Origin of the sequence: Halomonas sp. AOP12-B1-6 (assembly GCF_052379225.1) — a bacterium.
GTDB classification, from domain to species: domain Bacteria; phylum Pseudomonadota; class Gammaproteobacteria; order Pseudomonadales; family Halomonadaceae; genus Vreelandella; species Vreelandella casei.
Genome location: NZ_JBQSYK010000001.1, coordinates 780059 through 803003, shown reverse-complemented (window position 1 = coordinate 803003; position 22945 = coordinate 780059). Strand labels below are relative to the sequence as shown.

Annotated in this window: 19 protein-coding genes and 1 pseudogene; 13 read left to right on the top strand and 7 right to left on the bottom strand. The window is 51.7% G+C overall.

What is annotated here, in order from left to right:
- Nucleotides 1-166 precede the first annotated feature (166 nt).
- On the bottom strand, nucleotides 167-466 hold the full coding sequence (locus ACT3TR_RS03605; protein ID WP_193062729.1) for a YciI family protein: 300 nt from the start codon (nucleotides 464-466) through the stop codon (nucleotides 167-169).
- Nucleotides 467-674: 208 nt separating this feature from the next.
- On the opposite strand from ACT3TR_RS03605, the gene ACT3TR_RS03600 reads away from it, so the two are divergent.
- The 3 genes from ACT3TR_RS03600 to ACT3TR_RS03590 all read left to right on the top strand — a co-directional run bounded on the left by ACT3TR_RS03600 (nucleotide 675) and on the right by ACT3TR_RS03590 (nucleotide 3308).
- A complete protein-coding gene (locus ACT3TR_RS03600) occupies nucleotides 675-1589 on the top strand; it encodes a PHP domain-containing protein (RefSeq protein WP_444624487.1) in 915 nt (304 codons plus the stop codon).
- A 130-nt stretch (nucleotides 1590-1719) separates the two neighbouring features.
- Nucleotides 1720-2343, top strand: a complete 624-nt coding sequence (locus ACT3TR_RS03595) for an L-threonylcarbamoyladenylate synthase (RefSeq protein WP_096281960.1) — start codon at nucleotides 1720-1722, stop codon at nucleotides 2341-2343.
- A 188-nt stretch (nucleotides 2344-2531) separates the two neighbouring features.
- Nucleotides 2532-3308: a 5'-nucleotidase, lipoprotein e(P4) family gene (locus ACT3TR_RS03590; RefSeq protein WP_444624488.1), complete on the top strand. Its 777-nt coding sequence runs from the start codon at nucleotides 2532-2534 to the stop codon at nucleotides 3306-3308.
- A gap of 85 nt (nucleotides 3309-3393) precedes the next feature.
- On the opposite strand, the gene ACT3TR_RS03585 is transcribed toward ACT3TR_RS03590, so the two are convergent.
- Both ACT3TR_RS03585 and ACT3TR_RS03580 read right to left on the bottom strand, forming a co-directional pair.
- A complete protein-coding gene (locus ACT3TR_RS03585; RefSeq protein ID WP_441686348.1) occupies nucleotides 3394-4290 on the bottom strand; it encodes an ion transporter in 897 nt (298 codons plus the stop codon).
- 47 nt (nucleotides 4291-4337) lie between these two features.
- Entirely contained in the window at nucleotides 4338-5237 is a 900-nt protein-coding gene (locus tag ACT3TR_RS03580; protein WP_444624489.1) for a CYTH domain-containing protein, read from the bottom strand.
- Between the two features lie 137 nt (nucleotides 5238-5374).
- Between ACT3TR_RS03580 and ACT3TR_RS03575 the strand changes: the two genes are divergently transcribed.
- The 3 genes from ACT3TR_RS03575 to argA all read left to right on the top strand — a co-directional run bounded on the left by ACT3TR_RS03575 (nucleotide 5375) and on the right by argA (nucleotide 8881).
- Nucleotides 5375-6055, top strand: coding sequence for a TIGR00153 family protein (locus ACT3TR_RS03575; protein ID WP_096281956.1), 681 nt, complete (start codon nucleotides 5375-5377; stop codon nucleotides 6053-6055).
- 10 nt (nucleotides 6056-6065) lie between these two features.
- A complete protein-coding gene (locus tag ACT3TR_RS03570) occupies nucleotides 6066-7331 on the top strand; it encodes an inorganic phosphate transporter (RefSeq protein WP_096281955.1) in 1266 nt (421 codons plus the stop codon).
- 236 nt (nucleotides 7332-7567) lie between these two features.
- The gene (argA, locus tag ACT3TR_RS03565) at nucleotides 7568-8881 is read left to right on the top strand and encodes an amino-acid N-acetyltransferase (protein WP_096281954.1); all 1314 of its coding nucleotides are present in this window, start codon (nucleotides 7568-7570) and stop codon (nucleotides 8879-8881) included.
- Here argA and ACT3TR_RS03560 read toward each other — a convergent pair.
- On the bottom strand, nucleotides 8878-9870 hold the full coding sequence (locus ACT3TR_RS03560; RefSeq protein WP_444624490.1) for a YeiH family protein: 993 nt from the start codon (nucleotides 9868-9870) through the stop codon (nucleotides 8878-8880). The two genes, argA and ACT3TR_RS03560, sit on opposite strands and share 4 nt — an antisense overlap.
- Nucleotides 9871-9969: 99 nt before the next feature.
- Between ACT3TR_RS03560 and ACT3TR_RS03555 the strand changes: the two genes are divergently transcribed.
- Nucleotides 9970-10887 carry a LysR substrate-binding domain-containing protein gene (locus ACT3TR_RS03555; RefSeq protein ID WP_444624491.1) on the top strand — a complete coding sequence of 306 codons (918 nt, stop codon included), beginning with the start codon at nucleotides 9970-9972 and terminating at the stop codon, nucleotides 10885-10887.
- A 9-nt stretch (nucleotides 10888-10896) separates the two neighbouring features.
- Here the strand turns inward: ACT3TR_RS03555 and xseA are convergent, their stop codons facing one another.
- Nucleotides 10897-12237, bottom strand: a complete 1341-nt coding sequence (gene xseA / locus ACT3TR_RS03550) for an exodeoxyribonuclease VII large subunit (protein WP_444624492.1) — start codon at nucleotides 12235-12237, stop codon at nucleotides 10897-10899.
- A gap of 197 nt (nucleotides 12238-12434) precedes the next feature.
- Between xseA and guaB the strand changes: the two genes are divergently transcribed.
- The 5 genes from guaB (at nucleotide 12435) to ACT3TR_RS03525 (ending at nucleotide 21807) form a co-directional block, all read left to right on the top strand.
- Nucleotides 12435-13904: an IMP dehydrogenase gene (guaB, locus tag ACT3TR_RS03545; protein WP_096281950.1), complete on the top strand. Its 1470-nt coding sequence runs from the start codon at nucleotides 12435-12437 to the stop codon at nucleotides 13902-13904.
- Nucleotides 13905-14000: 96 nt separating this feature from the next.
- Nucleotides 14001-15578, top strand: a complete 1578-nt coding sequence (gene guaA, locus ACT3TR_RS03540) for a glutamine-hydrolyzing GMP synthase (RefSeq protein WP_444624493.1) — start codon at nucleotides 14001-14003, stop codon at nucleotides 15576-15578.
- Nucleotides 15579-15792: 214 nt separating this feature from the next.
- Nucleotides 15793-16890: a DNA cytosine methyltransferase gene (locus ACT3TR_RS03535; protein WP_444624494.1), complete on the top strand. Its 1098-nt coding sequence runs from the start codon at nucleotides 15793-15795 to the stop codon at nucleotides 16888-16890.
- A gap of 44 nt (nucleotides 16891-16934) precedes the next feature.
- On the top strand, nucleotides 16935-19904 hold the full coding sequence (locus ACT3TR_RS03530) for an ATP-binding protein (RefSeq protein WP_444624495.1): 2970 nt from the start codon (nucleotides 16935-16937) through the stop codon (nucleotides 19902-19904).
- Nucleotides 19897-21807, top strand: coding sequence for a response regulator receiver domain (locus ACT3TR_RS03525; protein WP_444624496.1), 1911 nt, complete (start codon nucleotides 19897-19899; stop codon nucleotides 21805-21807). The genes ACT3TR_RS03530 and ACT3TR_RS03525 overlap by 8 nt, the downstream gene beginning before the upstream one ends.
- A gap of 82 nt (nucleotides 21808-21889) precedes the next feature.
- Here ACT3TR_RS03525 and ACT3TR_RS03520 read toward each other — a convergent pair whose 3' ends face one another.
- Nucleotides 21890-22237 carry a hypothetical protein gene (locus ACT3TR_RS03520; protein ID WP_444624497.1) on the bottom strand — a complete coding sequence of 116 codons (348 nt, stop codon included), beginning with the start codon at nucleotides 22235-22237 and terminating at the stop codon, nucleotides 21890-21892.
- Nucleotides 22238-22428: 191 nt separating this feature from the next.
- On the opposite strand from ACT3TR_RS03520, the pseudogene ACT3TR_RS03515 reads away from it, so the two are divergent.
- Nucleotides 22429-22567 (top strand): annotated as a pseudogene (locus tag ACT3TR_RS03515) (DeoR family transcriptional regulator); the annotation flags it as partial.
- 210 nt (nucleotides 22568-22777) lie between these two features.
- On the opposite strand, the gene ACT3TR_RS03510 reads toward ACT3TR_RS03515, so the two are convergent.
- Nucleotides 22778-22909 (bottom strand): hypothetical protein, encoded by a 132-nt coding sequence (locus ACT3TR_RS03510; protein ID WP_444624498.1) that lies wholly within the window; start codon nucleotides 22907-22909, stop codon nucleotides 22778-22780.
- Between the last annotated feature and the right edge of the window lie 36 nt (nucleotides 22910-22945).

The following is a 22945-nucleotide window of genomic DNA, read 5'->3' as shown; positions in this document are numbered from 1 at the left end:
ATGATGACGTAGTGATCAACCGATGGTTAAAAAGTGATCAAAGTGTTGATAGCAGCGCTATCTCTGGCTTAGCGAAAAGCGTCCGCCGGGTTTGCACAGAGTTTTCCACAGGCACTGTGAAGAACTTTGTGCCAGCCTGACGAACACCCATAGGGGGCTATTAAAATCAAGGCAGCACTTTTTTGAATGGCTTCACAACGACTTTGGCATAGACCCCGGTAATCATGAAAGGGTCGGCATCGGCCCAGGCTTTAGCCGCTTCCAGGCCGTCAAATTCTGCCACGACCAAGCTGCCTGAAAACCCTGCGTCACCCGGGTTTTCAGCATCAATGGCAGGGTGAGGGCCCGCCAGCACCAAGCGGCCTTCATCGCGTAGTGCTTCTAGGCGGGCTAAATGATCAGGGCGAGCCGTCAGTCGACGCTCTAGGCTATTGGCGACATCTTCACTAAGAATGGCATACAGCATTGAGTATAACTCCTTGATTAGACGAGGTTGCGACGGTAGCGCTAATTGACCATGTGATTATAAGCGCGCACCATATCTGACGCACCGTTCTCACATGCTACTTTGAAATACCGTTTCTGACAGACAGGGGAGCGGTTAAGTAACGACTGAACAGCATTTCAGTTTTTCCAATGCTCATTCTGACAAACTGGCCACACGGCGTCATCTTATGCCTCAACTTCCGTATACCTTTGATGCCGATCAGCGCTACCCGGTTGATTTGCACATGCACTCCACCGCTTCTGATGGCGCGCTAACGCCCACTGAGCTTGTAACGCTGTGTGCAGAGCGTGGGTTAACGCATATGTCGCTGACTGACCACGATACCATGGACGGCATCGACGAAGCGGCTCGCGCGGCTGAGCAAGCGGGGCTGTGCCTTGTCGCTGGGTGTGAGTTATCCACACGCTGGCAGGGCATTAATATTCATGTCGTGGCACTAATGCCCGGCGGCCTGCAGGGGGCGATGGTCGAAGGCTTGATTCAGCAGCGTGATGCGCGTATTCAGCGTGCAGAAGTGATTGCCGAACGGCTGGAAAAAGTGGGTTTAAGCAACGCGCTGGAAAAAGCGCGTGTGCAGGCTGGTAGCGACCGCCCCTTGGGACGCCCAGACTTTGCCCGTGCGCTGGTCGCTGAAGGCCTAGTGCCCGATTGGTCAAGCGCCTTTAAGCGCTACCTGGGCAGCGGCAAGAAGGGCGATGTCAAAGCTCACTGGCCGGAAATTAGCCAGGTGGTGGCGTGGGTGGTGGCATCTGGTGGCGTCGCTGTGGTTGCGCATCCACTGCGCTATGGCTTAACGCGGCGCAAGCGTGGTTTGTTGATGGACACGTTTCAGGCAGCAGGCGGGCAAGCGGTTGAGCTGGTCAGCGGCCAGCAGAACTCGGACAGCACCCGCGATTTAGCCCGCCAGCTTGCTGAGCGTGAGCTTTACGCCTCTCTCGGCAGCGACTTTCACTTCCCCGGCAGCCATGCGGCGCCAGGCAGTATGAGCCTAGTGCCACGCACGGCTGCCCCTCCCATATGGCAGCACCCGCGGTTACAGCATTTACGTGACGCGCAGCCCGGCCTGCTGGCAAGCGCCTAGGCCGGTGTTTGTCGGGCGGTAACGGCGTGCTTTTAATGACGTACTTATAAAGACACTGGTAAAGACTGGGCCACGTCAACGTCAGGTCAGCTATGCTATATAGATAGGATTTAAGGATAGGAGCAGTTTTATGAGCCAGTATTTTCAGATTCACCCAGAAAATCCCCAGAAACGTCTAATCGACCAGGCTATTGCGATCATTCGTAAGGGCGGCGTTGTGGCGTATCCCACCGACTCAGGCTATGCCCTGGGCTGTCATTTGGGCGAGAAAAAAGCGGTTGAGAAAATCAAATGGCTGCGTTCGCTGGACGACAAGCACAACTTTACGCTGGTGTGCTCTGATTTGTCAGAGATCGGCACTTACGCCAAAGTCGACAACGACGTTTTTCGGCTGCTGAAAGCCCACACGCCAGGGCCTTATACTTATATTTTGGATGCCACCTCTGAAGTGCCTCGTCTATTGCTGCACCCTAAGCGGCGTTCTATTGGCGTGCGCGTGCCGGATCACCGCATAACTCATGCGCTATTAGCCGCGCTGGGTGAACCGTTGATGAGCGTGACGCTAATTCCGGTGGGAGAGACATTGCCCATGAACGACCCGGAAGAGATTCGCGAGCGTTTTGGCGCCCATTTGGACGCCATTATTGACGGCGGCGCCTGCCACTTAGACCCAACAAGCGTAATTGATCTGCGCGAGCTGCCGCCCAAAATCATTCGTGAAGGGCGGGGCGATATTGCTCCTTTCGTAGGCTAAAAACTCTCTTCAAGGCAAATCCCCGGCTCGTAGCATGATCGAGGTGGCGGTTTGTCTTTTTTAGTTATTTGATTGTTCAATGAAAATAAAATATGATCCTAATGATTCTTTTCGATAATAAATCGTGATCCTTTAAGGCGCGGAGTCGCCTCGTCTTTTTGAGATCACCTAGCCCAGGAGATCATTCAATGAAGATGTTTTTCACTTCTCGCCTCTGCACCTTTGCTGCCTTAGCCAGCCTTGCCGCTCTACCGCTGACCAGCCACGCGGACAGCGATGACGCAGAAATGTGTGCCCAGGAAGCTTATGCGATGGGCCTACGCTATCAACAGCAGTCTGCTGAAGCCGCAGCCCTTCAGCGTCAGGGTTTTGCTCTCGCCACCTACCGACTCAAAGATCAAATTGAAGCTCATGGTGGCAGCGACGGCTTAGCCATCATGACCGACCTGGATGAAACGGTGCTGGACAATAGCGCGCTGCTGGTTCGCGACATGCAGGCGTGCCACGACTACACCGCTTGGGATACTTGGAAGCACTGGGAGCGTGAAGGTGAGCCGCGTTTAATGCCGGGCGCCAAAGCGTTCCTGGATTACGCGGATGAGCAGGGCGTGGCTATTTTTTACGTTTCTGATCGCTACCAGGAGAATGAGGCCGACACAATCGCCACGCTAGACGCGTTAGCGCTGCCCCAAGTATCTGAGCAGAGCGTGATGCTGCTGGGGCCTGCTAAAGAAGAACGGCGCGCGGAGGTGGTTGAGAGTCACACGCTGGTCATGCAGTTAGGCGATTCGTTGCACGATTTTGCGGATGATTTTGCAGGTGCCGACCTTGCCCAGCAGCACGAGCTTGTAAACGATAATGCAGAGCGCTTTGGCAAGGATTGGATTGTATTCCCCAATGCGACCTACGGTGCTTGGAGTGAGGCCGAGTTAGATGCCTGGGACGCGCCGCTCGAAGCGGAGTGATCCTTAATACTCCAGCCCCTTGATCTCTTGTTACCTCAGTAAAAGAGAACTGCGCGTCCCAGGTTTCGTTATCCTGGGGCGCGTTTTAGTCTTCGTCTTGTTTTTCTTCGTCTTGCTTTTGTTCGTCTTTCTTGCGCGGGTCTTCGCTGTCCTCGTCTAACCAGGTACCACAGCGCATGCAGTAGCGTGCGCGTTTGTCATGCTGCTCATGCCCGCATCCGGGGCAGGTTTCTTCCGAGTGGCGATCTTCACGTATCGAGCGAATCACCTGTGCCGAGAAAATACCGGTGGGCACGGCGATAATCGAGTAGCCGAGTAACATCAGTACCATGGTAATCGCCTTGCCTAACGGTGTCGCAGGCACGATGTCGCCATAGCCCACCGTCGTCATGCTAACGATAGCCCAGTACATCGACATGGGAATGCTAGTGAAGCCTGCCTCCGGCGATTCGATGGTGTACATCAAGGCTGCAAATAGCGTCACCACCATCAAAATAGAGAAGAAGAACAGCAGAATCTGGTGCAAGCTGCGCTTCAGGGCATCGATTAGTAGGTTGGCTTCACCGACAAACGCCATCAAGCGAAAAATACGGAAAATACGTAGTACTCGTAGTAGCCGCACAATCACCAGTGCGTGGGCGCCGGGTACTAAAAGAACGAGCCAAGTAGGTAAAATCGCAATTAAATCGACGATTCCATAAAAGCTTTTGAGGTAGAGAAGAGGACGTTCCAGGCAATAGATGCGAACGAGCAGCTCAATGCTGAACAGCAGCGTCAGGACCCATTCCGTGTAGAAAAATATGTCCCCGTAGCGCTCAGCATAAATTTCAATGCTGCCCAGCAGAATTACCGCGACGCTCACCAAAATGGCCACAATCAAGGCGATATCAAATGCTTTCGCCCCCGGTGTGTCGGACTCGAATATGATATGAAACAGGCGGCTACGCAGGCCTTCCGTGGCTGGCGTTAGGTGAAAATTCATTGCGTCATCCTGAAGTGGGCACTCATTCAGCGCTAGCGTAGCGCGGTTTAGTACGCCAAGCGATAGGCGAGTGCTAACGCCGCGCTGCCGTAAGCGGCCTGTGGCTGGCCTTGGGCGTCCAGGGCGCTCGGCAGTGCCAGGGCATAAGTGCGTGCAAGGGCATCTAACTCAGGATGTTCCGCCAGCGTGTTGATAGCCTGATGGGCTTTTGCTAGAAAGCTTGCTTGCTGGCTGTCATGGTAGGCATCTAGCGCCAGCGTGGCGCGGTGCAGCCATTGCGCCGGGGTTTGCGCGTCGGGTAACGGCCAGTGCTGGGCACTTAGCATATTACCGCGCGCTGCTTTGCTGCTGTCTGATGGGCGCAGAGGAACCTGCTCAGCAAGTGCTAGTGCTAATGTCCACAGCGCCTCTGGTTCGCCCCTTTTTAACTCAAGCTCTATTTCACAGATAGGTGTGCGGTAGCTACCGCTAATAATCTCGCCTTGATCCAATACCAGCTCAATATGGTTGTCAGTCTCGGTTGCAGCGATGCTTGAAAGGCCGCTGGTTAACTGCCAGCAGCGCCGCGTGAAGTCAGTGCGTAACGTCGGAACGAGTGAGGGCAGCGCCTGCGCAAGCTCGCCTTGAAAAGGGGGCAGCTTGGCAAGCGCCGTGAGGTCTAGCTGCGGGCCGGGAGCTTGCCACTCCCACTCTTGGCGTTGAGAAAGCCCGCCGCTACCTTGGCCTGCTGTTTTGACAGTGTGCAGCACGTTACCATCGATTTCGCGCAGGCGAACGGCAATGCGCGCTTTGGCTAGATCGTTTGTCGGGGTATCGAAATAGATGTTGGCCAATGCGTGTTGAGATACGGGAACTGAAGCGAGAAGCGGGTGTTGGCTTAGCGCAGCCGGCCCCGTGGGGGGGAGCGCCAGCTTAATCTCTACTTCTAGAGGAATGGGGGTTTTCATGGCAATCGCCACCTCGCTATCGTGACATATAGATGAATATTTGATTACATTTATGAACTTTTCATGACGGCGGCGAGCGCACTCTTTATACTGGCGCCGCCATTTCCAGGCTTTCCGAAAACAGGCTAAAAGGCATTATGGTTACCTCCAATCCTTTTTCTTCGATGTTTGGCCGCTCGCCATTCCAGCCGTTATTGGCCCATATCGTCAAGGCAAACGAATGTGCCGACCAGCTGTTGCCGTTTTTCGAAGCAACCCTGGCAGACGACTGGATCAAAGCGGCTGAGCTGCGCGAAAACGTCACCCGCTTAGAGCATGACGCTGATACGCTGAAAACTGAGTTGCGATTGAACCTGCCCAACACCATGTTTTTACCGGTGTCGCGGTCTGATCTGCTTGATCTCATTAGCGTACAGGACAAAATCGCCAATAAGGTGCGCGACATTACCGGCATTATGATGGGCCGTAAAATGCGTGTGCCGGATGAGCTGGCTGAACCGATGCGCGATTATATCCGCACAAGCGTTGCTTGTGTTGCGCAAGCCCGTCAGGCATTGGAAGAGCTCAAAGATCTGCTTGAGTCAGGCTTTGGACGTAACGTCGCTGATGTCATGCATCGAATGATCCGTGAACTGCATATTCTCGAACACCAGGCCGATGACCAGCAGGTGACTATTCGTCGCCAACTGTTCGCGCTTGAAAGTCAGCTGCCACCCGTCGATGTGATTTTTCTTTATAAAATCATTGAATGGGTGGGTGAATTATCTGACCGCGCCGAGCGCGTGGGTAGCCGCTTACAGATTCTGACAGCCCGCTAAGGGGACTTGTATGCTGATTATTGCCCAGCACGGTGAAATCTTCATTATCCTGGCCTGTTTGTTCGGCTTCTTTATGGCTTGGGGCGTTGGTGCGAACGATGTAGCCAATGCCATGGGAACCTCGGTGGGGTCGAAAGCGATCACCATCAAGCAAGCCATTCTTATTGCCGTTATCTTTGAGTTTCTAGGCGCATGGCTCGCCGGTGGTGAAGTCACCGCCACCATTCGCGGTGGGATACTTGACCCCGAATTATTGGAAGCCAATCCTCAGCTATTAGTTTACGGCATGTTGTCGGCACTGTTAGCTGCCGCCATTTGGTTGTTGATTGCTTCAGCACGCGGCTGGCCGGTGTCTACCACGCACTCTATTGTGGGCGCTATCGTCGGTTTTGGCGCGGTGGGTCTGGGGGTTGATGCGGTGGCGTGGGGCAAGGTAGGTCAAATTGCCTCTAGCTGGCTCATCTCGCCGCTGCTCGCGGGTACCATCGCCTATGTCCTCTTTAAGTCTGTTCAGCATCTGATTTTTGAAAGCAGCGACCCGCTTGCAGCGGCTAAGCGCTACGTACCCGGTTACGTTTTCCTGGTGGGCTTTATTGTCTCGATGGTCACGCTGACCAAAGGCTTGTCGCACGTAGGTTTGAACCTCAGCTTTGGGCAAAGCTTGTTGCTTTCGATTGTGCTCGGCATCGCCATTATGGGCCTGGGCATCGTTATGCAGCGCCGCATTAAGTTCGAGCAAAATGCGAACGACCACTTTGGCTACGCTAACGTTGAACGCGTGTTTGGCGTGCTGATGATCTTTACCGCTTGTGCAATGGCGTTTGCGCACGGCTCGAATGACGTAGCGAACGCAGTGGGCCCTCTGGCCGCAGTCATTAGCGTTGTACGTAGCGACGGCGTGATCGACAGTGCTGCGTTAGTGCCCTGGTGGGTGCTTATGTTGGGCGGTGCGGGGATCGTGGTAGGCCTTGTGACCTACGGTCACAGAGTGATTGCGACAGTGGGTACCGGCATTACCGAACTCACCCCAAGCCGAGGTTTTGCCGCCACCCTGGCTGCCGCAAGTACCGTCGTATTGGCCTCGGGTACCGGCTTGCCTATCTCGACGACGCATACCCTGGTTGGCGCTGTGCTGGGGGTTGGTTTAGCGCGCGGCATGGCCGCTCTTAACCTGCGTGTGATTGGCACCATTGCTATTTCGTGGCTGATTACGTTGCCCGCGGGCGCAGGCCTGGCTATTTTGTTCTTCTTTATGTTTAAAGGCATGTTCGGCTAGGCCGGCTCTACTAGCTTGGTCTTATTAACTTGGTTCTACTAGCTTGGTTCTGGTAAATCGGCTCGGCTAAATCAGCCAAGCAGGTATGAAAATAACGGCGGCACTCTTCATCGCGATCTGCATGAGAATTAGCAGATATGCAATTGAAGGTGCCGCTGTTTTTTATGCTCTGTTAAAGTAGCTCAGTTGAACGTGATAACAGCCTGTTTCTTTCACCTGCTGCCGGAGAGCGGCCCTTGGATACGCGCTTCCCCTTTGTTGATTGGTTTCGTAACGCTTCCCCCTACATTAATGCGCACCGGGGGCGAACCTTTGTCATCTTAATTGAAGGCGAAGCGATGGCCTCTGGCCGCGGGGAGCAGCTGATTCAAGATTTAGCGCTACTGCATACGCTGGGCGTGCGCTTGGTAGTGGTGTTTGGCACTCGCCCTCAGGTACAGGAAGCCTTAACGACGGCGGGCGTTGAGCCCACGCGTATTGATGGCCGCTGGGTCGCCGACCGCGCCGTGATGATGCACGTGGAGCAAGTCGCCGCGCACCAACGGCTGTGGTTAGAAGCGCGGCTTTCCCTTGGGCTGCCCAGCACGCCGCTGCACGGCGTTGAGCTTAGCGTGATCTCTGGCAATCTCGTGACCGCCAAACCGCTCGGCGTAAGAGAAGGTGTGGACTTTGACCATGGCGGGGAAGTGCGTCGCGTGCGGGCCAGCGCCATTGAAGGCCTGCTGGAGAAGGGCTCGTTAGTGCTGCTGCCACCGCTGGGTTTTTCAAGTACGGGCGAGGTGTTTGATCTGGATGCCGCCGAAGTCGCCCAGCACGCCGCCGTGGCGCTAAAGGCCGATAAGCTGATTCTGCTCGGTGAATCCGAAGGCTTAGATGATGAGTGTGGGGCACTGCTGCGCCAGCTTTCTCCGGCAGAAGCGGAACCGCGTTTAAACGCCGCATTGCCAGGCAGTGAATTAGCCCGCCATTTACAGGCCGCCTGCACGGCGGCACGGCAGGGTGTAGCGCGCACGCATCTCCTTTCCTGGCGCAACCATGACGCTTTGCTGGGCGAGCTTTTCACTCGCGACGGCGTGGGCACCATGATTACTCAGCATCGCTACGAACAGCTGCGCCCGGCCACGCTCAACGATGTGACGGGCTTACTGGAGCTGCTAGAGCCATTAGAGCGCCGCGGTATGCTGGTTGCGCGCTCAAGAGAACGCCTAGAGCACGACATTGATGATTACATGGTCATTGAGCGCGACGGCATGGTGATTGGCTGCGCGGCGCTACATGTGTTCCCCGATACGCGCATTGCCGAACTGGCCTGTGTGGCGGTACACGACAGCTACCGTGGCGGCGAGCGCGGCGAAAGCTTGGTGGAAGCCTTAGAGCGTCGCGCCCGCCAGCGGGGGCTTAGCGAGATATTCGTGCTCACTACGCATACCGCGCACTGGTTTGTTGAACGCGGATTTCACGCTGCCAGCCTAGATGATTTGCCACCGCTTAAACGTGAGGCCTACAACCACGCGCGCAAATCGAAAGTGTTGGTGAAAGCACTGGCTTAGCCCATGAGTAGCCGGCTGAGCAAGCCGCCGCCGACCAATAACAGCACAAATAGTATGAGTCCTAGAATAAAGGGACGAATACCTAATTCGACGAGCGTTGCTATTCGTGTACCGAAACCTAAGGCGGCCATGGCCATCGCTAATGCCATCTGCCCAGCGAACGCCAGCGTCTGACTCAAGGCGCTGGGTAGCGCTACGAGGCTATTAACGCCAACTGCAGCCATAAAGCCGAAGGCAAACCAGGGCACAACCAGTGTCCCGGTTTTAATGCCCGCTTCAGAGGCATGCTGTTGACTCCACCATTGTCCGATAATCAGCAGAAAGGGAATGAGCAACATCACTCTGACGAGTTTGACGATAACGGCATTAGTGAGCGCTTCTTGGCCCACTGCATCGGCTGCTGCGACGACTTGAGCCACTTCATGAACGGTTGCCCCAATATAAACGCCATAGAGCCCTTCACTCATCCCCGTCAGTGGATACAGCAAGGGGTAGATAAACATTGCTAGCGTACCAAACAGCACTACCGTTGCTACTGCGATAGACGCTGCAGCGGGCTTAGAACGAATGGTAGTTTCAGTGGCCAGGACTGCGGCGGCACCACAGATAGCACTGCCGGCACAGGTCAGTAGCGTCGTTTCGCGGTCCATCCCCAGCAGCCGAGTGCCGATTTGATAGCCGGCGACTAAGACAGTGCAGACCACGACTATATCCAGCAGCAACGCCCACGGCCCGAGTGCAAAGACTTGTTGTACCGTCAATGAAAAACCGAAAAGTACGACCCCGCCTCGAAGCAACCAGCGGGTGGCAAAGTCCAGCCCTGGCTGAGTACGCGTAAAATGACGTGCCAGTGGCAGGTTGCCTGCTATCAGCCCCAGGAGCAATGCGGTCACTAATGGGCTGATGCCGCTGGATGCTAGCCAGGGCAGGTAGGTCAGTACAAAGCCTGCAAACGTTAATGCGCTACAGAGAAGTAGGCCTTGCCACATGAGTTAATGCCTTTAATATGGATTTATAGTTAGTCTATTAAGAAATAAGTTTATGCATTAACATTTAATAATAATATAGCTATTCGGTAGAGCCGATGTATGACACCGCATGTAACGTTTCGCCAGCTCCAGGTTTTTGTTTGTGTCGCTCAGGATGGCACTGTGATTGCCGCGGCTCGGCGCTTAAGCTTGTCTCAATCAGCCACCAGCCAATCACTGGCTGATTTCGAGCGGCAATTAGGGGTTGATCTCTTTGAGCGGCTGGGTCGCCGGTTACGGCTCAACGATTTAGGACGATCCCTTTTGCCTAGAGCCGAGCGTCTGCTTGATGGTATGGCTGAATTCATCGCCGCTGCTGAGGAGCCTGAAGGTGGGTTGCGAGGGACGCTTATGGTGTCGGCAAGCACGACTATCGGTACTTACCTGCTGCCTCCTCTAGCAGGTAATTTTTGTAATGAGCACTCGGAAGTGGACCTGCGCTTAAGACTTCGTAATACGAGTGATGTCATTACAGATTTGCTGCATTTTGATGCAGATATCGGTTTGATAGAAGGGGGCTGCCACGAATCACGTTTAGTCAGCCAGGCGTGGCATAAAGATAAGATGGTGATCATCTGCTCTCCTGGGCACGCTTTGGCGCAGAAAAAACAGTTGGATGACGCCGACTTGGACCAGGCTGCATGGATTCTCCGTGAGCCCGGCTCCGGGACTCGAGATGTGTTTGAATCCGCAGTATTGCATCACGTTGAGCGGCTGCAGGTGCGTATGGAACTCAGTCAGAGCGAAGCTATCAAGCAATCGGTAAAGGCAGGCTTTGGGCTGGGTTGTTTGTCATATCTTAGCGTGGTGGGCGAGCTTCAGCGCGGCGAGTTAGTAGCACTTGACAGTAAACTGACACTCTCCAGATCTTTTTCTTTGGTCTGGCATCCGGAGCGATATCGAAGCCCGCTATGGCAGGCATTCAAAGTGTTCTTGCTGGACGACGGCAATTTCCCCTACGCTAATATTCACTATTAGCCAAGAGTATTAGGATTTTAAGCGCCGCTTAACTTCGACATTTAATCTGCCTTCCGCAAGCTTCACGTTGAGCTTTTGACCTGGCTGGGTATCCGACGCGCGTCGAACCACTTGGCCCTGTTCATCCTGGGCAATCGCATAGCCTCGCCCCAATACGGCCAGTGGGCTGACTGCATTGAGCTCCCGCGCAGCGCTGGTTAGTCTTGCCTGTCTACTCTCGAGCTGGCGCTGCATCGCCGTACCCAGGCGGCGCTGCAGCTGGCTGACGCGTTCCTTTTCTGCACGGTGCAGGCGCGTCATATCCTGGCTGGTTAACCGTCTGCTCAGCTGTGTTACTTGCGCTTTTTGCTGGTCGAGCGTTTGCTGCATGGCGCGATTCAAACGCTGATTAAGGCCAGTTAAATGCTGGCGCTGACGATTAAGCTGCTCGCCGGGGTGGCGCAGCTTGGCGCGCAGGGTATCCAGGCGTTGGCTATCGCGTTCCAGGCGTGCCTGCATGGCTCGAAGCAGGCGGCTGTGCTGATATTCAAGCTGGCGCTTAAAGGTGTTTTGATCGGGCACCAAGCGCTCGGCAGCGGCAGAAGGGGTGGGGGCGCGCATGTCTGCGGCAAAATCCGCCAGGGTGACATCGACCTCATGGCCCACCGCCGACATGACCGGCAGCCGGGAATGGAAAATCGCCCGCGCCAAATGCTCGTTATTAAATGCCCACAGGTCTTCAAGGCTCCCACCTCCGCGGGTCATGAGAATCACATCGCGTTCAGGATCTAGTCGCGCCTGGCGATTGAGCAGGGCCAGCGCCGATATCATCGCCGGTGCGGCCTCTGCTCCCTGCACTGGCACGGGAATCAGCGTGACATCTGCCAATGGCCAGCGGGCCTCCAGCACTGCCAGCACATCACGAATGGCCGCTCCGGTGGCAGAGCTTAAGATTAAAATTTTACGCGGTGGGAAGGGCAGCGGCCGGGCATTGGCAAACACGCCTTCGCCTTCCAGCTGCGTTTTTAAGCGCTCAAATGCCGCCAGCAGCTCACCCAACCCCGCCGCCTGCACCGCGTCGGCAATCAGCTGATAATCGCCGCGCGGTTCGAACAGCGACACCCGCCCACGCAGCTTGACCTGATCGCCATCGCGCATCGGGGCCGACACAAACCGCGCCCGCTGACGAAACAGCGCGCAGCGAATCTGCGCCCGGTCATCCTTCAACGTGAAATAGACATGCCCGGAAGCGGGGCGAGAGACGTTAGAAAGCTCGCCCTCTACCCACACTTCGCCTACATCGCGCTCAAGCGTTTGCTTGGCACGCTGGTTGAGTTGGCTAACGGAAAGCGCCTGGGGAGTCTCTGGCATGATTTAATCTCAAAAAGCCGAATCGCAAATAAATAACAGCGGGTTAAGCCTATCATTAAGCCGTCATAAAAAAACGGATTAGCCATTGGTCGCAGTTTGCTAGCGTCTCCGCATTGCTGGGGCGGCCCTCAAAACGCTATAATAGGCTATTAACCTTTCACGCCCCACTTCTCCTCTTCCATCAGGGTGTTGCCGCTATGCTACGTATGGCCCAAGAAGCGCTTACGTTCGATGACGTACTCCTCATTCCTGGCTTCTCCGACGTTCTACCCAAGGATGTCAGCCTCAAAACTCGCCTGACCCGCAATCTCTCGCTCAATATTCCCCTTGTTTCTGCCGCGATGGACACCGTTACCGAAGCCCGCCTGGCGATTGCCATGGCTCAGGAAGGCGGTATCGGCATTATTCATAAGAGCATGGCAGTCGCTCAGCAAGCAGCCGAAGTGCGTAAGGTCAAAAAGCACGAAAGCGTCATTGTTAAAGACCCGGTCACCGTTAGCCCCAAAGCGAAGCTGGAAGACCTGCTCAGCATGGCGAAAGAGTACGGCTTTTCGGGCTTCCCGGTGGTTGAAGGCGAAACGCTGGTTGGTATTGTGACCGAGCGCGACATGCGCTTTCAGCCCAACGTAGGCGACAGCGTGGCCGATATCATGACCCCGCGTGAGCGTCTGATTACCGTGGCCGAAGGCACCGAGCTTGAAGTCAGTAAAGCCAAAATGCGCGAACATCGCATCGAAAAAATGCTGATCGTCGACGACGAGTTTCACCTGCGCGGTTTGGTGACCTTCCAAGATATCGAAAAAGCCCGCACCTACCCGATGGCCGCTAAAGATAGCGATGGCCGTTTGTTGGTAGGTGCCGCGGTGGGCACCGGCCCTGAAACGCCGGACCGCATTGCTGCATTGGTTGAAGCAGGCGTTGACGTGCTGGTTGTCGATACAGCACACGGCCACTCCAAAGGCGTTATCGATCGTGTGCGCTGGGTGAAAGAACATTATCCTGACCTGCAGGTGATTGGCGGCAACATCGCCACCGCCGCAGCTGCTGTCGCGCTGGCTGAAGCCGGTGCAGACGCCGTTAAGGTCGGTATCGGCCCAGGTTCTATCTGCACCACGCGCGTCGTGACCGGCGTTGGCGTGCTGCAAATCACCGCGGTTGCCAACGTTGCAGAAGCGCTTAAGCCGTTTAATATCCCGCTGATTGCCGATGGCGGCGTACGTTATTCTGGCGATATCGCCAAGGCGATCGTCGCTGGCGCCAGCACGGTGATGCTGGGCAGCATGTTTGCGGGTACGGAAGAGGCGCCCGGTGAAGTTGAGCTGTTCCAAGGGCGTACGTATAAAGCCTACCGTGGCATGGGTTCCATGGGCGCGATGTCCCAAACGCAAGGCTCTTCGGACCGCTACTTCCAGAGCAAAGATGAAGGTGTTGAGAAGCTGGTGCCGGAAGGTATTGAAGGTCGCGTACCTTACAAGGGCCAGATGACCGCCATCGTGCACCAAATGCTGGGCGGCTTGCGTGCCTCCATGGGTTACACCGGCTGTCACGACATCGAAGAAATGCGTACCAAGCCAGAGTTCGTCAAAATTACCGGCGCTGGTATGGCCGAATCTCACGTTCACGACGTGCAGATCACCAAAGAAGCTCCCAATTACCGGGTGAGCTAACCAGCACGTTTAGATAGATGGCGCGGCGGGCTTTGCCCCGCCGCTTGCTTTTTGGCCTTACCAGCGGCACCCACACCGCTTAACCGAGACCCCGCCATGAGTGACATTCACGCCCACAAGATCCTGATTCTCGACTTCGGCTCACAGTACACCCAGCTGATCGCCCGCCGCGTTCGCGAGATCGGCGTATTTTCCGAAGTCCGCGCGTTTGATATCACCGAAGAAGAGATCCGCGAGTACAACCCTAACGGCATTATCTTAGCCGGTGGGCCGGAGTCCGTGACCGAATTGGACTCCCCGCGGGCGCCCCAGTGCGTGTTTGAAATGGGCCTGCCGGTATTTGGTATCTGCTACGGCATGCAGACCATGGCCGAGCAGCTGGGCGGTAAAGTGGAAGGCTCCAACCAAAGCGAGTTCGGTTACGCGCAGATCCAGATCGACGTCGATAATGCGCTGTTTAACGGCATTAAAGACCACGTAGACACCGCTTCCGGCAAGACTCTGTTAGACGTGTGGATGAGCCACGGCGACAAGGTGGCCAAAGCGCCGGATACCTTCACCGTAACGGCTTCCACTCCCAGCTGCCCCATCGCCGCGATGGCCTGGGAAGAGAAGCAGTTCTACGGCGTACAGTTCCACCCGGAAGTGACCCACACGCTGCAAGGCCAGCGCATTCTTGAGCACTTCGTGCTGAATATCTGTAAAGCCGAGAAGCTGTGGACGCCTGCGCAAATCATCGAAGACCAGGTACAGCGCGTACGTGACCAAGTGGGCGACCGCCATGTACTGCTCGGCCTTTCCGGCGGTGTCGATTCCTCTGTTGTGGCGGCACTGCTGCACAAAGCGATTGGCACCCAGCTGACCTGCGTATTCGTCGACAACGGCCTGCTACGTAAGCAGGAGGGCGACCAGGTAATGGAAACCTTCGCCAAGCACATGGGCGTGAAGGTGATCCGCGTAGACGCCGAAGACCTGTTCCTCGGCAAGCTGAAAGGCGAAAGCGACCCGGAAGCCAAACGTAAAATCATCGGTAACACCTTTATCGACGTGTTCGATGAAGAAGCCAATAAAATCGACGGCGTCGAGTTCCTGGCCCAAGGCACCATCTACCCGGACGTGATCGAATCCGCCGCCTCTAAAACCGGCAAATCGCACGTGATTAAATCCCACCACAACGTGGGTGGCCTGCCGGAAACCATGAAGCTCAAGCTGGTCGAGCCACTGCGCGAACTGTTTAAAGACGAAGTGCGCAAACTAGGCCTGGAACTCGGCCTGCCCTACGATATGGTCTACCGCCACCCATTCCCCGGCCCCGGCCTGGGCGTGCGTATTCTGGGTGAAGTCAAAAAAGAGTACGCCGACATCCTGCGCGATGCCGACGCCATCTTCATCGAAGAGCTACGCGCTTCCGGCTGGTACGAAAAAACCAGCCAAGCCTTCGCCGTGTTCCTGCCAGTGAAATCGGTAGGCGTAGTAGGCGACGGCCGCCGCTACGAATGGGTCATCGCGCTACGCGCGGTCGAAACCATCGACTTCATGACCGCCCGCTGGGCGCACCTGCCCTATGAGCTGCTTGAGAAGGTCTCCAACCGAATTATCAATGAGTTGGGTGGGGTTTCGCGGGTAACTTATGATGTGAGTAGTAAGCCGCCTGCTACTATTGAGTGGGAGTGATGTGTAAAAAAACCAAATTATGACGCAATAATTGATCTGAAATAACTTTAAGATAGCTACCGCCAACCAAAAAATTGGTTTGGCGGTAGTTTTGAAGAACCTGGAGTTTGCTATCGATAACTTAGGTTTTTATTTTCCTATGGATAGCTTGAATTGAAATGGCGCTAAATTATGATTAATATTTTTTTGGCATGGCCTTCTGAATACCATTCGAATGAAAACTGTTAAATTTAATAACCCTAAGCCAGTCGCAGTTGATTTATTTGCTGGAGCTGGGGGATTTTCTCTTGCTGCTATCTTGTCCGGGTTTTCGGTTGATTTTGCAATCGAAAATGATTCATATGCTGTTCAAACTTATAAAAATAATATCCAACGTTTTTCCGATGGTGAGGAAACATGTGTCTTGGATAAGAGTATTTTAGAATACGCTCCAGAAGTAATTAAAAATCAAAGGTTTGAAAATAAATCATGCGACCTTCTCTTGGGTGGGCCGCCTTGCCAAGGTTTTTCTGCACACAGAATACTAAATGCAGGTGTGAATGATCCTCGCAACGAGTTGATATTGGCTTATTTTGCATTCGTAAGAGCGCTAAGGCCCCGTGTGTTTTTAATGGAAAACGTGCCTGGAATTTTATGGGAGCGGCATAAATCATATGTTAAAAAATTCTATGAAGAAGGGCGGCGGGCTGGATACCATGTTTTTGAACCAATAACTCTCGATGCGCGAGATTTTGGTGTGCCGCAGAGAAGAAAACGGGTATTTATTTTAGGCATTCGAGAAGAGCGTGATAGTGAAGGTTTAATCTGGCCACCTCATCCTACACATTGTGATCCTAAAAAAATACATGGCAGTCTTTTGCCTTGGGTTAGCTGTGAGCATGTTTTTAGTACTCCACCTACGCATGATATTAATGACATTCATATGAATCATGGGAGTGAGCTAGTAGAGGTTTTCAAGCGAACACCTCTTAATGGCGGTAGCAGAAAAGATTCAGGCCGCATGCTAGCTTGTCATGAAAAACATGACGGCCATAAAGATGTCTATGGGAGGATTGATCCAACACAGCCAGGGCCAACAATGACAACAGCGTGCATTAACCCCTCGAAAGGGCGCTTTGTTCACCCTACTGAGCATCACGGAATTACGGTGAGACAGGCCGCTAGGATGCAGACCTTTCCTGATGATTTTACCTTTATCGGCGGCTTAACCGCTGCAGGTCGCCAAATTGGTAACGCTGTGCCTATTGATTTGGGACGTTTTTTGATTGAGCATATCAAAAAATACTTAATCGATGAAAAACCAACACAGTGACTCATAGCCTCAATTGAGTCTCAAAAAAGCGAGATTGAAAGCGTATGATTGAAACGCTCGCATTTCGGACTCAAGCACGAACCGTGGATCATTTGGGTCGTGAACAAATTGCCGATTGTCCTACGGCAATTTCCGAGCTTTGGAAAAACTCTTATGACGCATACGCGCGAAACGTAAGTCTTCATATATTTGATGATCCAGAGCCAGTGGCCGCTGTTTTCGATGATGGGCATGGTATGAATTATGATGAGTTCATAAATCGGTGGCTCGTTGTTGGTACAGGATCAAAATACGATAAAAGCGCTTCAGATGAAGATGATCGCGACGGTTTGCCAAAGCGTACCAAACAAGGTCAAAAGGGAATTGGCCGATTGTCGTCAGCAAATGTTGGTCCACTGCTCCTGATAATCAGTAAGCGAAAGAAACAAGATTTTGTAGCTGCGTTGATTGATTGGCGTATTTTCGAAAATCCCTATCTAGTTCTGTCAGATATTGAGATCCCTGTGACCCAATTTTCTGATAAAGAAGAACTTTTTCAACTGCTACCGAGTTTATTTGATCGCTTAACAGATAATATCGGAGGTAATACATCGGATACTAGACGAACTGATCGTTTGAAACTTGCATGGGAAACATACGATAAGGTTGTACTCGAAAATGACCCTAAGGCGGGGAAGCCATCCGAACTCATAGCCAAAACCATCATTCACGCGCGGTTCGAAGAGCGTCATCTTGAGCCTTGGTTGTTATGGCGTGGGGATAGAGATCATGGGACTGCCCTAGTTATTTCTGATATCAACTACGATCTTAAAGCGCAATTACCTTCCATTGAAATGGACGGCAACGTAAAGAGCATTCGAGAAGCTTTTTTCGGTACTCTTTCAGCATTTACTGATCCGTATGTTGGGGCGGATGTCAGCGAGCATAATGCTTTTGATGCCGAATTCGCTTATGAAGTAAAAGCCTGGGCTGGCGCAGTCGCTCTGCCGATAGTAGAAGATGAACGGGATGCTATTAATCGCGAAGTTACTGAAGAAATGGAACATGTTCTTTCTGGAAATATCGACGCTGATGGTGTGTTTCGAGGTCAGGTTAAGGCTTTCGGTGAGTGGCAGCAGCAGGGGGCAGATTACGAAATATATCCACCAAAAGATATAAGAGTTCCAAAGGGGCCTACTACTTACGTTGGACCCTTTAGTTTGCATGTGGCAACTTACGAACGTGATAGGGAAAACTCCACTTTATCAGATGCAGATTTTTTGAGGTTTAAAGGCCTTGCAAGTCAGCATGGGGGGTTTTTGCTCTTTCGTAATGGATTACGCGTTTTGCCATACGGCCGTGTAGACAATGACTTTTTTAATATTGAAACAAATCGAAGTGTTAATGCAGGGCGTGAATACTGGAATGCAAGGCGTATGTTTGGCCGCGTTGCCATCTCTAGAGAGATGAATCCGAACCTGCGTGACAAGGCTGGACGTGAAGGTTTCATTGATAATCGTGCTGCCAAAGTATTGCGTTCAATTGTAATGAATATACTCAAGCGCGCTGCTTACGAGTATTTTGGAAGTAATTCAGATCTTAGAAAAGAGTTACTCCCTGAAATTCAAGCACTGAATCAAAAAGAAAAAGCTGAAAGCGAACGCAAAGAACTTGTGAAGAAAAATGCGAAGAAATTTCGCTCGCGGCTTAAGGCTAACTTGCCGTTTGTAACTGCTATATTTGACGACACAAAAAGTATTGTTCACGACACTCATATCGATGACGAGCATGATTTAAATAATGCTCAAAATTTGATTAGCGAACTGAATGACCGCTTGGCTGATTTACGGGTCGTTGGTGCGCCCGCTAAGCTTGGTTCAAGCGAAGATGATTATCGGGCGTATAGATTTATGTATGCCAGTATGCTGGACCGGATTCGTGCCTTAGAAGAAAAAAGGGCTGAAGCTATTGAGAAAATTAGCCCTGCTCAACCCGAAGAGATTGCGCAGAAACAGCTTAATAGTCACGCTAGTAAGCTGCAAGCTCGTTTGCGATCCTGGCGCAAATCTATAGACGCTCTGCAAGAGACGGAGAGAGGCCGTGTTTCTGCCTTATTCGATGAACGTAATAAAGTGTTCCATCATGAAGCCATGCCATTGGTTGAGCAGGTACGGTTAGGGCGACTTGGCCTTGATCATGCTTTAGATCAAATGAAAGCACTTCATACGAAGCTTGATACTGAGAATGAAGACACCTTTCAATCCTATTTGGATGCTCTGGAGTTGATGAGCGAGAACATCAATATCGAGCTTATTGCGCGCCAAGGTACGGCTGATAATATCAACCTTCGTGATGATTTGAACCGTCTTAATCAAGTTGCACAGCTGGGAGTAACTGTAGAAATATTAGGTCATGAGTTAAATACTAATGAGCGTACGATTAGAGAAGGTATCAAACAGATACGCTTGGCCGGTGATGTGCCTGGAACTCAACTTGTCGTAGCAGGGTTTGAGGCCCTTAGCCAACAGCTTGAATTTCTTTCCCCGTTGAAAGTTTCTGGTAGCAGAACACGTCGCCAGATTACGGGCAAAGAAATTGAAGATTACCTTATTAGCTTTTTCGATGCGGTATCGCGCAATAGAGCTATTAAGATACACGCCTCTGAAACATTTCGAACGCTCAGGATTTATGAACAGCCGTCGCGCTTATACCCAGTTTTTGTGAATCTAGTTAATAATAGTGTGTATTGGTTAGTTAACTCGAAAACGCCTAAAGCAGAGGTTTATCTCTCGGTAAAAGAAGGAAAAATTGTTGTGTCAGATAATGGCCCGGGAATTAATCCATTGGACCAGGAAAGTCTCTTCAAAATGTTTTTCACGCGCAAGTCAAATGGTGGGAGAGGCATCGGGCTATATCTTTGTAGGGTTAATTTGATGGCCGGAGGGCATTCTATTGAATACACAACAGAGCGAAAGTTTCGGCCCTTAGATGGAGCCAATTTTGTAATTGATCTCAAGGGGGCTGATTTTGACTGAGACAAATACTTTTAACGAATTGGTTCGTGAAGCATTTATCGCTCCCCTTCGTTCCGTGTTAATCATTGATGATCAATATCCTACATGGGAAGAAATTTTCAAGTCAAAAGTCACGAACGGTAGCCAATCTGTTGAAACAGGGGCTAGTGCAGTTAATAAGTCATGGGTCGGGTCTGCGACTTCTGCTGAAATCTTAAATTTAATCAGTGAGTTTCGAAGTCAAAAACCTGGCTTTATTATTGATATTCATGATGGCGTTTCAAAAAAATCCTCCAATAAAACAGCAGGTAGTGAAACCCCTGAGGAGCTCGCTGATCACTTACATCAGTCAGACCTACTTGTCTTAGACTATAATTTGGAAGGAGTTGATGCTGGAACTGGTGGAGAAGTTGCTCGAAAGATTCTCGCTTCAGTTTTAAATAATCATCACTTTAATTTAGTTGTGGTTCACACTAGCGAAGACCTTGATAAGGTTATACAGGAGTGTCTGGTCGCACTGATGGATAGCTGTGAAAAACAATACGGCAATGAGATTGCTGGTCAGATTAAAGATCTGAATGATCTGATTATAGAAGAGGAAGATTCGGAAAAATTTGATCGAAATGATATACATGAAAAGCTTGACATGGCGTCTTATATTCAAGCTCGTCATCCTGATAAAGGCTGGCAGATAGCTTTGGGTGAGTTTATGCAGGGTAAGGGGGCTTTTGCTGACTTACATGAATGGGCTAGCGAGTTGGGCTTAAAAAGCTCGCAAAAGAAAACATTTTTTTACTGGGCAGTAAGTGTTTTTGAAGCGCGGTACTCTGATGGTTTTACAGAAAGTCCGCCTAAGAGTTTAGCGTGGCATATCTCTGAAAATTGCAAATGGCTACGCACATCTCGTGGTTTTGTGTGTTTCGTTGAGAAAGGGCCAGAAAACCTTCTAGCAGAACTCGAAAGCGCACTTGTTGACTGGAAACCGACACCTTCTCGTCTTCTTTCGGCGAAGTATCGCTATGAAATCAGCCGCATAGGCGCGGAAGTGGAGGATGCGTCTTTAAGAAAAAAACATGCATTTGCTAAGTTCTACGAGACAATAAGCAAACCGGGTAGGAAAGATCTTCCTCCCGAGCAGATTGAACTTCTTCGCCACTACAAATTAAAAGATCATGTTTCTCGCCAGTCTGAAATGCTCTCATTTTTAGTAGAGGATAATGTCGCTAATTTTGGTGAGAGAATATACGCTACAGACGCAGCGAATGATTTCAGTTTTCAGAACCACTATGGGGTTAATTTATCAAATGTTGAAGACAATGAAACCGCTATAAGTCAATATAATCGTTACATTTGTTGCTTACCATCGAAAGCAGACATATCCGGGGAGCTTGGCTCTGAGCAGCTAGATAGCGGTCACATCTTTAAGCTGGATGAATCGTGGTGGGTCTGCGCGACACCTGCGTGCGATCTTCAGCCAGGACAAAGCACAATTGCTTTTGGTAAAGGAATGGATCCGAGCCTGCGTCCTTTTACAGCAATGCAACTCCATCCTGTCAATAACCTCGGCGACTTAACCAATCGTCATATTAATAGCGGATCTTATTGTTACGTAGAGTATGAGGGAAAGATATTGGGTCTTGGAGTGAAGTCTCCAAAAGATGATTCCAGTAACCCTGCTGTTCAGAAAGTTGATTGGCGTGCGTTCGTTGCTCAACGAGGGGGCGTAATAAAAAATGGAAAATTGCAATTAGTGGAACTTCAGCTTGAATTTGATGAGATGAAAATACGAAGTAATCATAAGGAAGCTGTGGTTATTGCAAAGCTTAGGTATGAATATGCACTTAATTATATTCAGCGTGTCGGAACAAGTGTAAGTCGTATTGGCCTTGGATATGTGTCACCTTCTGAAATTAAGAAAAAGTGATTTTTGTTTGGAATGTGGGTGCTTTGTCTCGCCCACGTTATGACTTTTTCACCATGCGGTAATATTTTATCAAAATTGTGTTTTAGCTACTGAATAGGTGCTGCCTAATCATCTCGGGTTCGCATGAGAAATTCTTGTGATAGAAATCGTGAATAAGCGGTAGCTTGGTTTTCGAATATTCATACGCAACAGATTTTGCCTCAAATTCTTCCAATGCACGTCCATCTTGATCAACCATGTCTTCAAGGTGCATTCCTGTATAGATACCGGTTTTTGCCCAATCACTAGGACACTGTAAGACCTCACTTGGCCAAGCCTTTCCCGAGAAAAGCCTGTCAAACTCTTGACTCTTTACCAACCAGCCTTTGTAACCGGTGACAGGAAAATGCACATCTTTACCACGCTCCAGAAAGTAGAGAATATTTTTCATCTCAACCCTCGTCCTAACATAGCCCCACGGCTGTTGGTGAGCAATTATGTATCGCGTGACTTCTTCGGTAGCATTCACTAACTCAACAACAAAACCAGCATGACTTTCACAGTCAGCCCAGCCACTCTCACCTCCAGACGCTATGGGCTTATATCCACCTTCAATGACAAAATGAACATTAACGTTTCTAAGCTCGTAAGTACCAATCGTTGGCCAAAGTAAGTAAAGCCACCGCCACGCGGGATTTGGCCGAGCTGCTGGAAAAAAGGCTGTCTTTCCAAGCTACCTGGCGGTGGTCGCAGCACTCGTTACTCCGTGGTGGTGGGCTAGGGCTGCCTGTTGAGAACTATAGGTTCCAAGGGGTTAGTTAGAGACGCCCTCGCAGTTGTCGTGATACAGCGGGGCATCGGTGCCAAGCGCTAGGTGCTTGGTGGCGCTGTTGTAGTAGAAGTGACCGGACTCTGCGCTCAAAAGCGCATAGTCGCCGCATACTCCATAGCCCTTGTTGGCGCGCTTTAAATGCGGGATGTCGGCCTGCGTCTAGCTACCGAAACGTTCCGATATACTCGCGGCGATGTGCGCATCACGCTGGGCCTCGGAATAGGCTTGGCCACCGAATGTCAGGCCTGCAACGGCTAAAATGGCGACGACGGGAATCCATAGATTATGCATAGCGTGTCCAGTGAGTCGGTGTGGTTGTGTATGATG

Bases quoted from the DNA above. Each gene is read 5' to 3' on its own strand.
- ACT3TR_RS03605 (WP_193062729.1), bottom strand. From the start codon at position 466: ATGCTGTATGCCATTCTTAGTGAAGATGTCGCCAATAGCCTAGAGCGT.
- ACT3TR_RS03600 (WP_444624487.1), top strand. From the start codon at position 675: ATGCCTCAACTTCCGTATACCTTTGATGCCGATCAGCGCTACCCGGTT.
- ACT3TR_RS03595 (WP_096281960.1), top strand. From the start codon at position 1,720: ATGAGCCAGTATTTTCAGATTCACCCAGAAAATCCCCAGAAACGTCTA.
- ACT3TR_RS03590 (WP_444624488.1), top strand. From the start codon at position 2,532: ATGAAGATGTTTTTCACTTCTCGCCTCTGCACCTTTGCTGCCTTAGCC.
- ACT3TR_RS03585 (WP_441686348.1), bottom strand. From the start codon at position 4,290: ATGAATTTTCACCTAACGCCAGCCACGGAAGGCCTGCGTAGCCGCCTG.
- ACT3TR_RS03580 (WP_444624489.1), bottom strand. From the start codon at position 5,237: ATGAAAACCCCCATTCCTCTAGAAGTAGAGATTAAGCTGGCGCTCCCC.
- ACT3TR_RS03575 (WP_096281956.1), top strand. From the start codon at position 5,375: ATGGTTACCTCCAATCCTTTTTCTTCGATGTTTGGCCGCTCGCCATTC.
- ACT3TR_RS03570 (WP_096281955.1), top strand. From the start codon at position 6,066: ATGCTGATTATTGCCCAGCACGGTGAAATCTTCATTATCCTGGCCTGT.
- ACT3TR_RS03560 (WP_444624490.1), bottom strand. From the start codon at position 9,870: ATGTGGCAAGGCCTACTTCTCTGTAGCGCATTAACGTTTGCAGGCTTT.
- ACT3TR_RS03555 (WP_444624491.1), top strand. From the start codon at position 9,970: ATGACACCGCATGTAACGTTTCGCCAGCTCCAGGTTTTTGTTTGTGTC.
- xseA (WP_444624492.1), bottom strand. From the start codon at position 12,237: ATGCCAGAGACTCCCCAGGCGCTTTCCGTTAGCCAACTCAACCAGCGT.
- guaB (WP_096281950.1), top strand. From the start codon at position 12,435: ATGCTACGTATGGCCCAAGAAGCGCTTACGTTCGATGACGTACTCCTC.
- guaA (WP_444624493.1), top strand. From the start codon at position 14,001: ATGAGTGACATTCACGCCCACAAGATCCTGATTCTCGACTTCGGCTCA.
- ACT3TR_RS03535 (WP_444624494.1), top strand. From the start codon at position 15,793: ATGAAAACTGTTAAATTTAATAACCCTAAGCCAGTCGCAGTTGATTTA.
- ACT3TR_RS03530 (WP_444624495.1), top strand. From the start codon at position 16,935: ATGATTGAAACGCTCGCATTTCGGACTCAAGCACGAACCGTGGATCAT.
- ACT3TR_RS03520 (WP_444624497.1), bottom strand. From the start codon at position 22,237: ATGAAAAATATTCTCTACTTTCTGGAGCGTGGTAAAGATGTGCATTTT.
- ACT3TR_RS03510 (WP_444624498.1), bottom strand. From the start codon at position 22,909: ATGCATAATCTATGGATTCCCGTCGTCGCCATTTTAGCCGTTGCAGGC.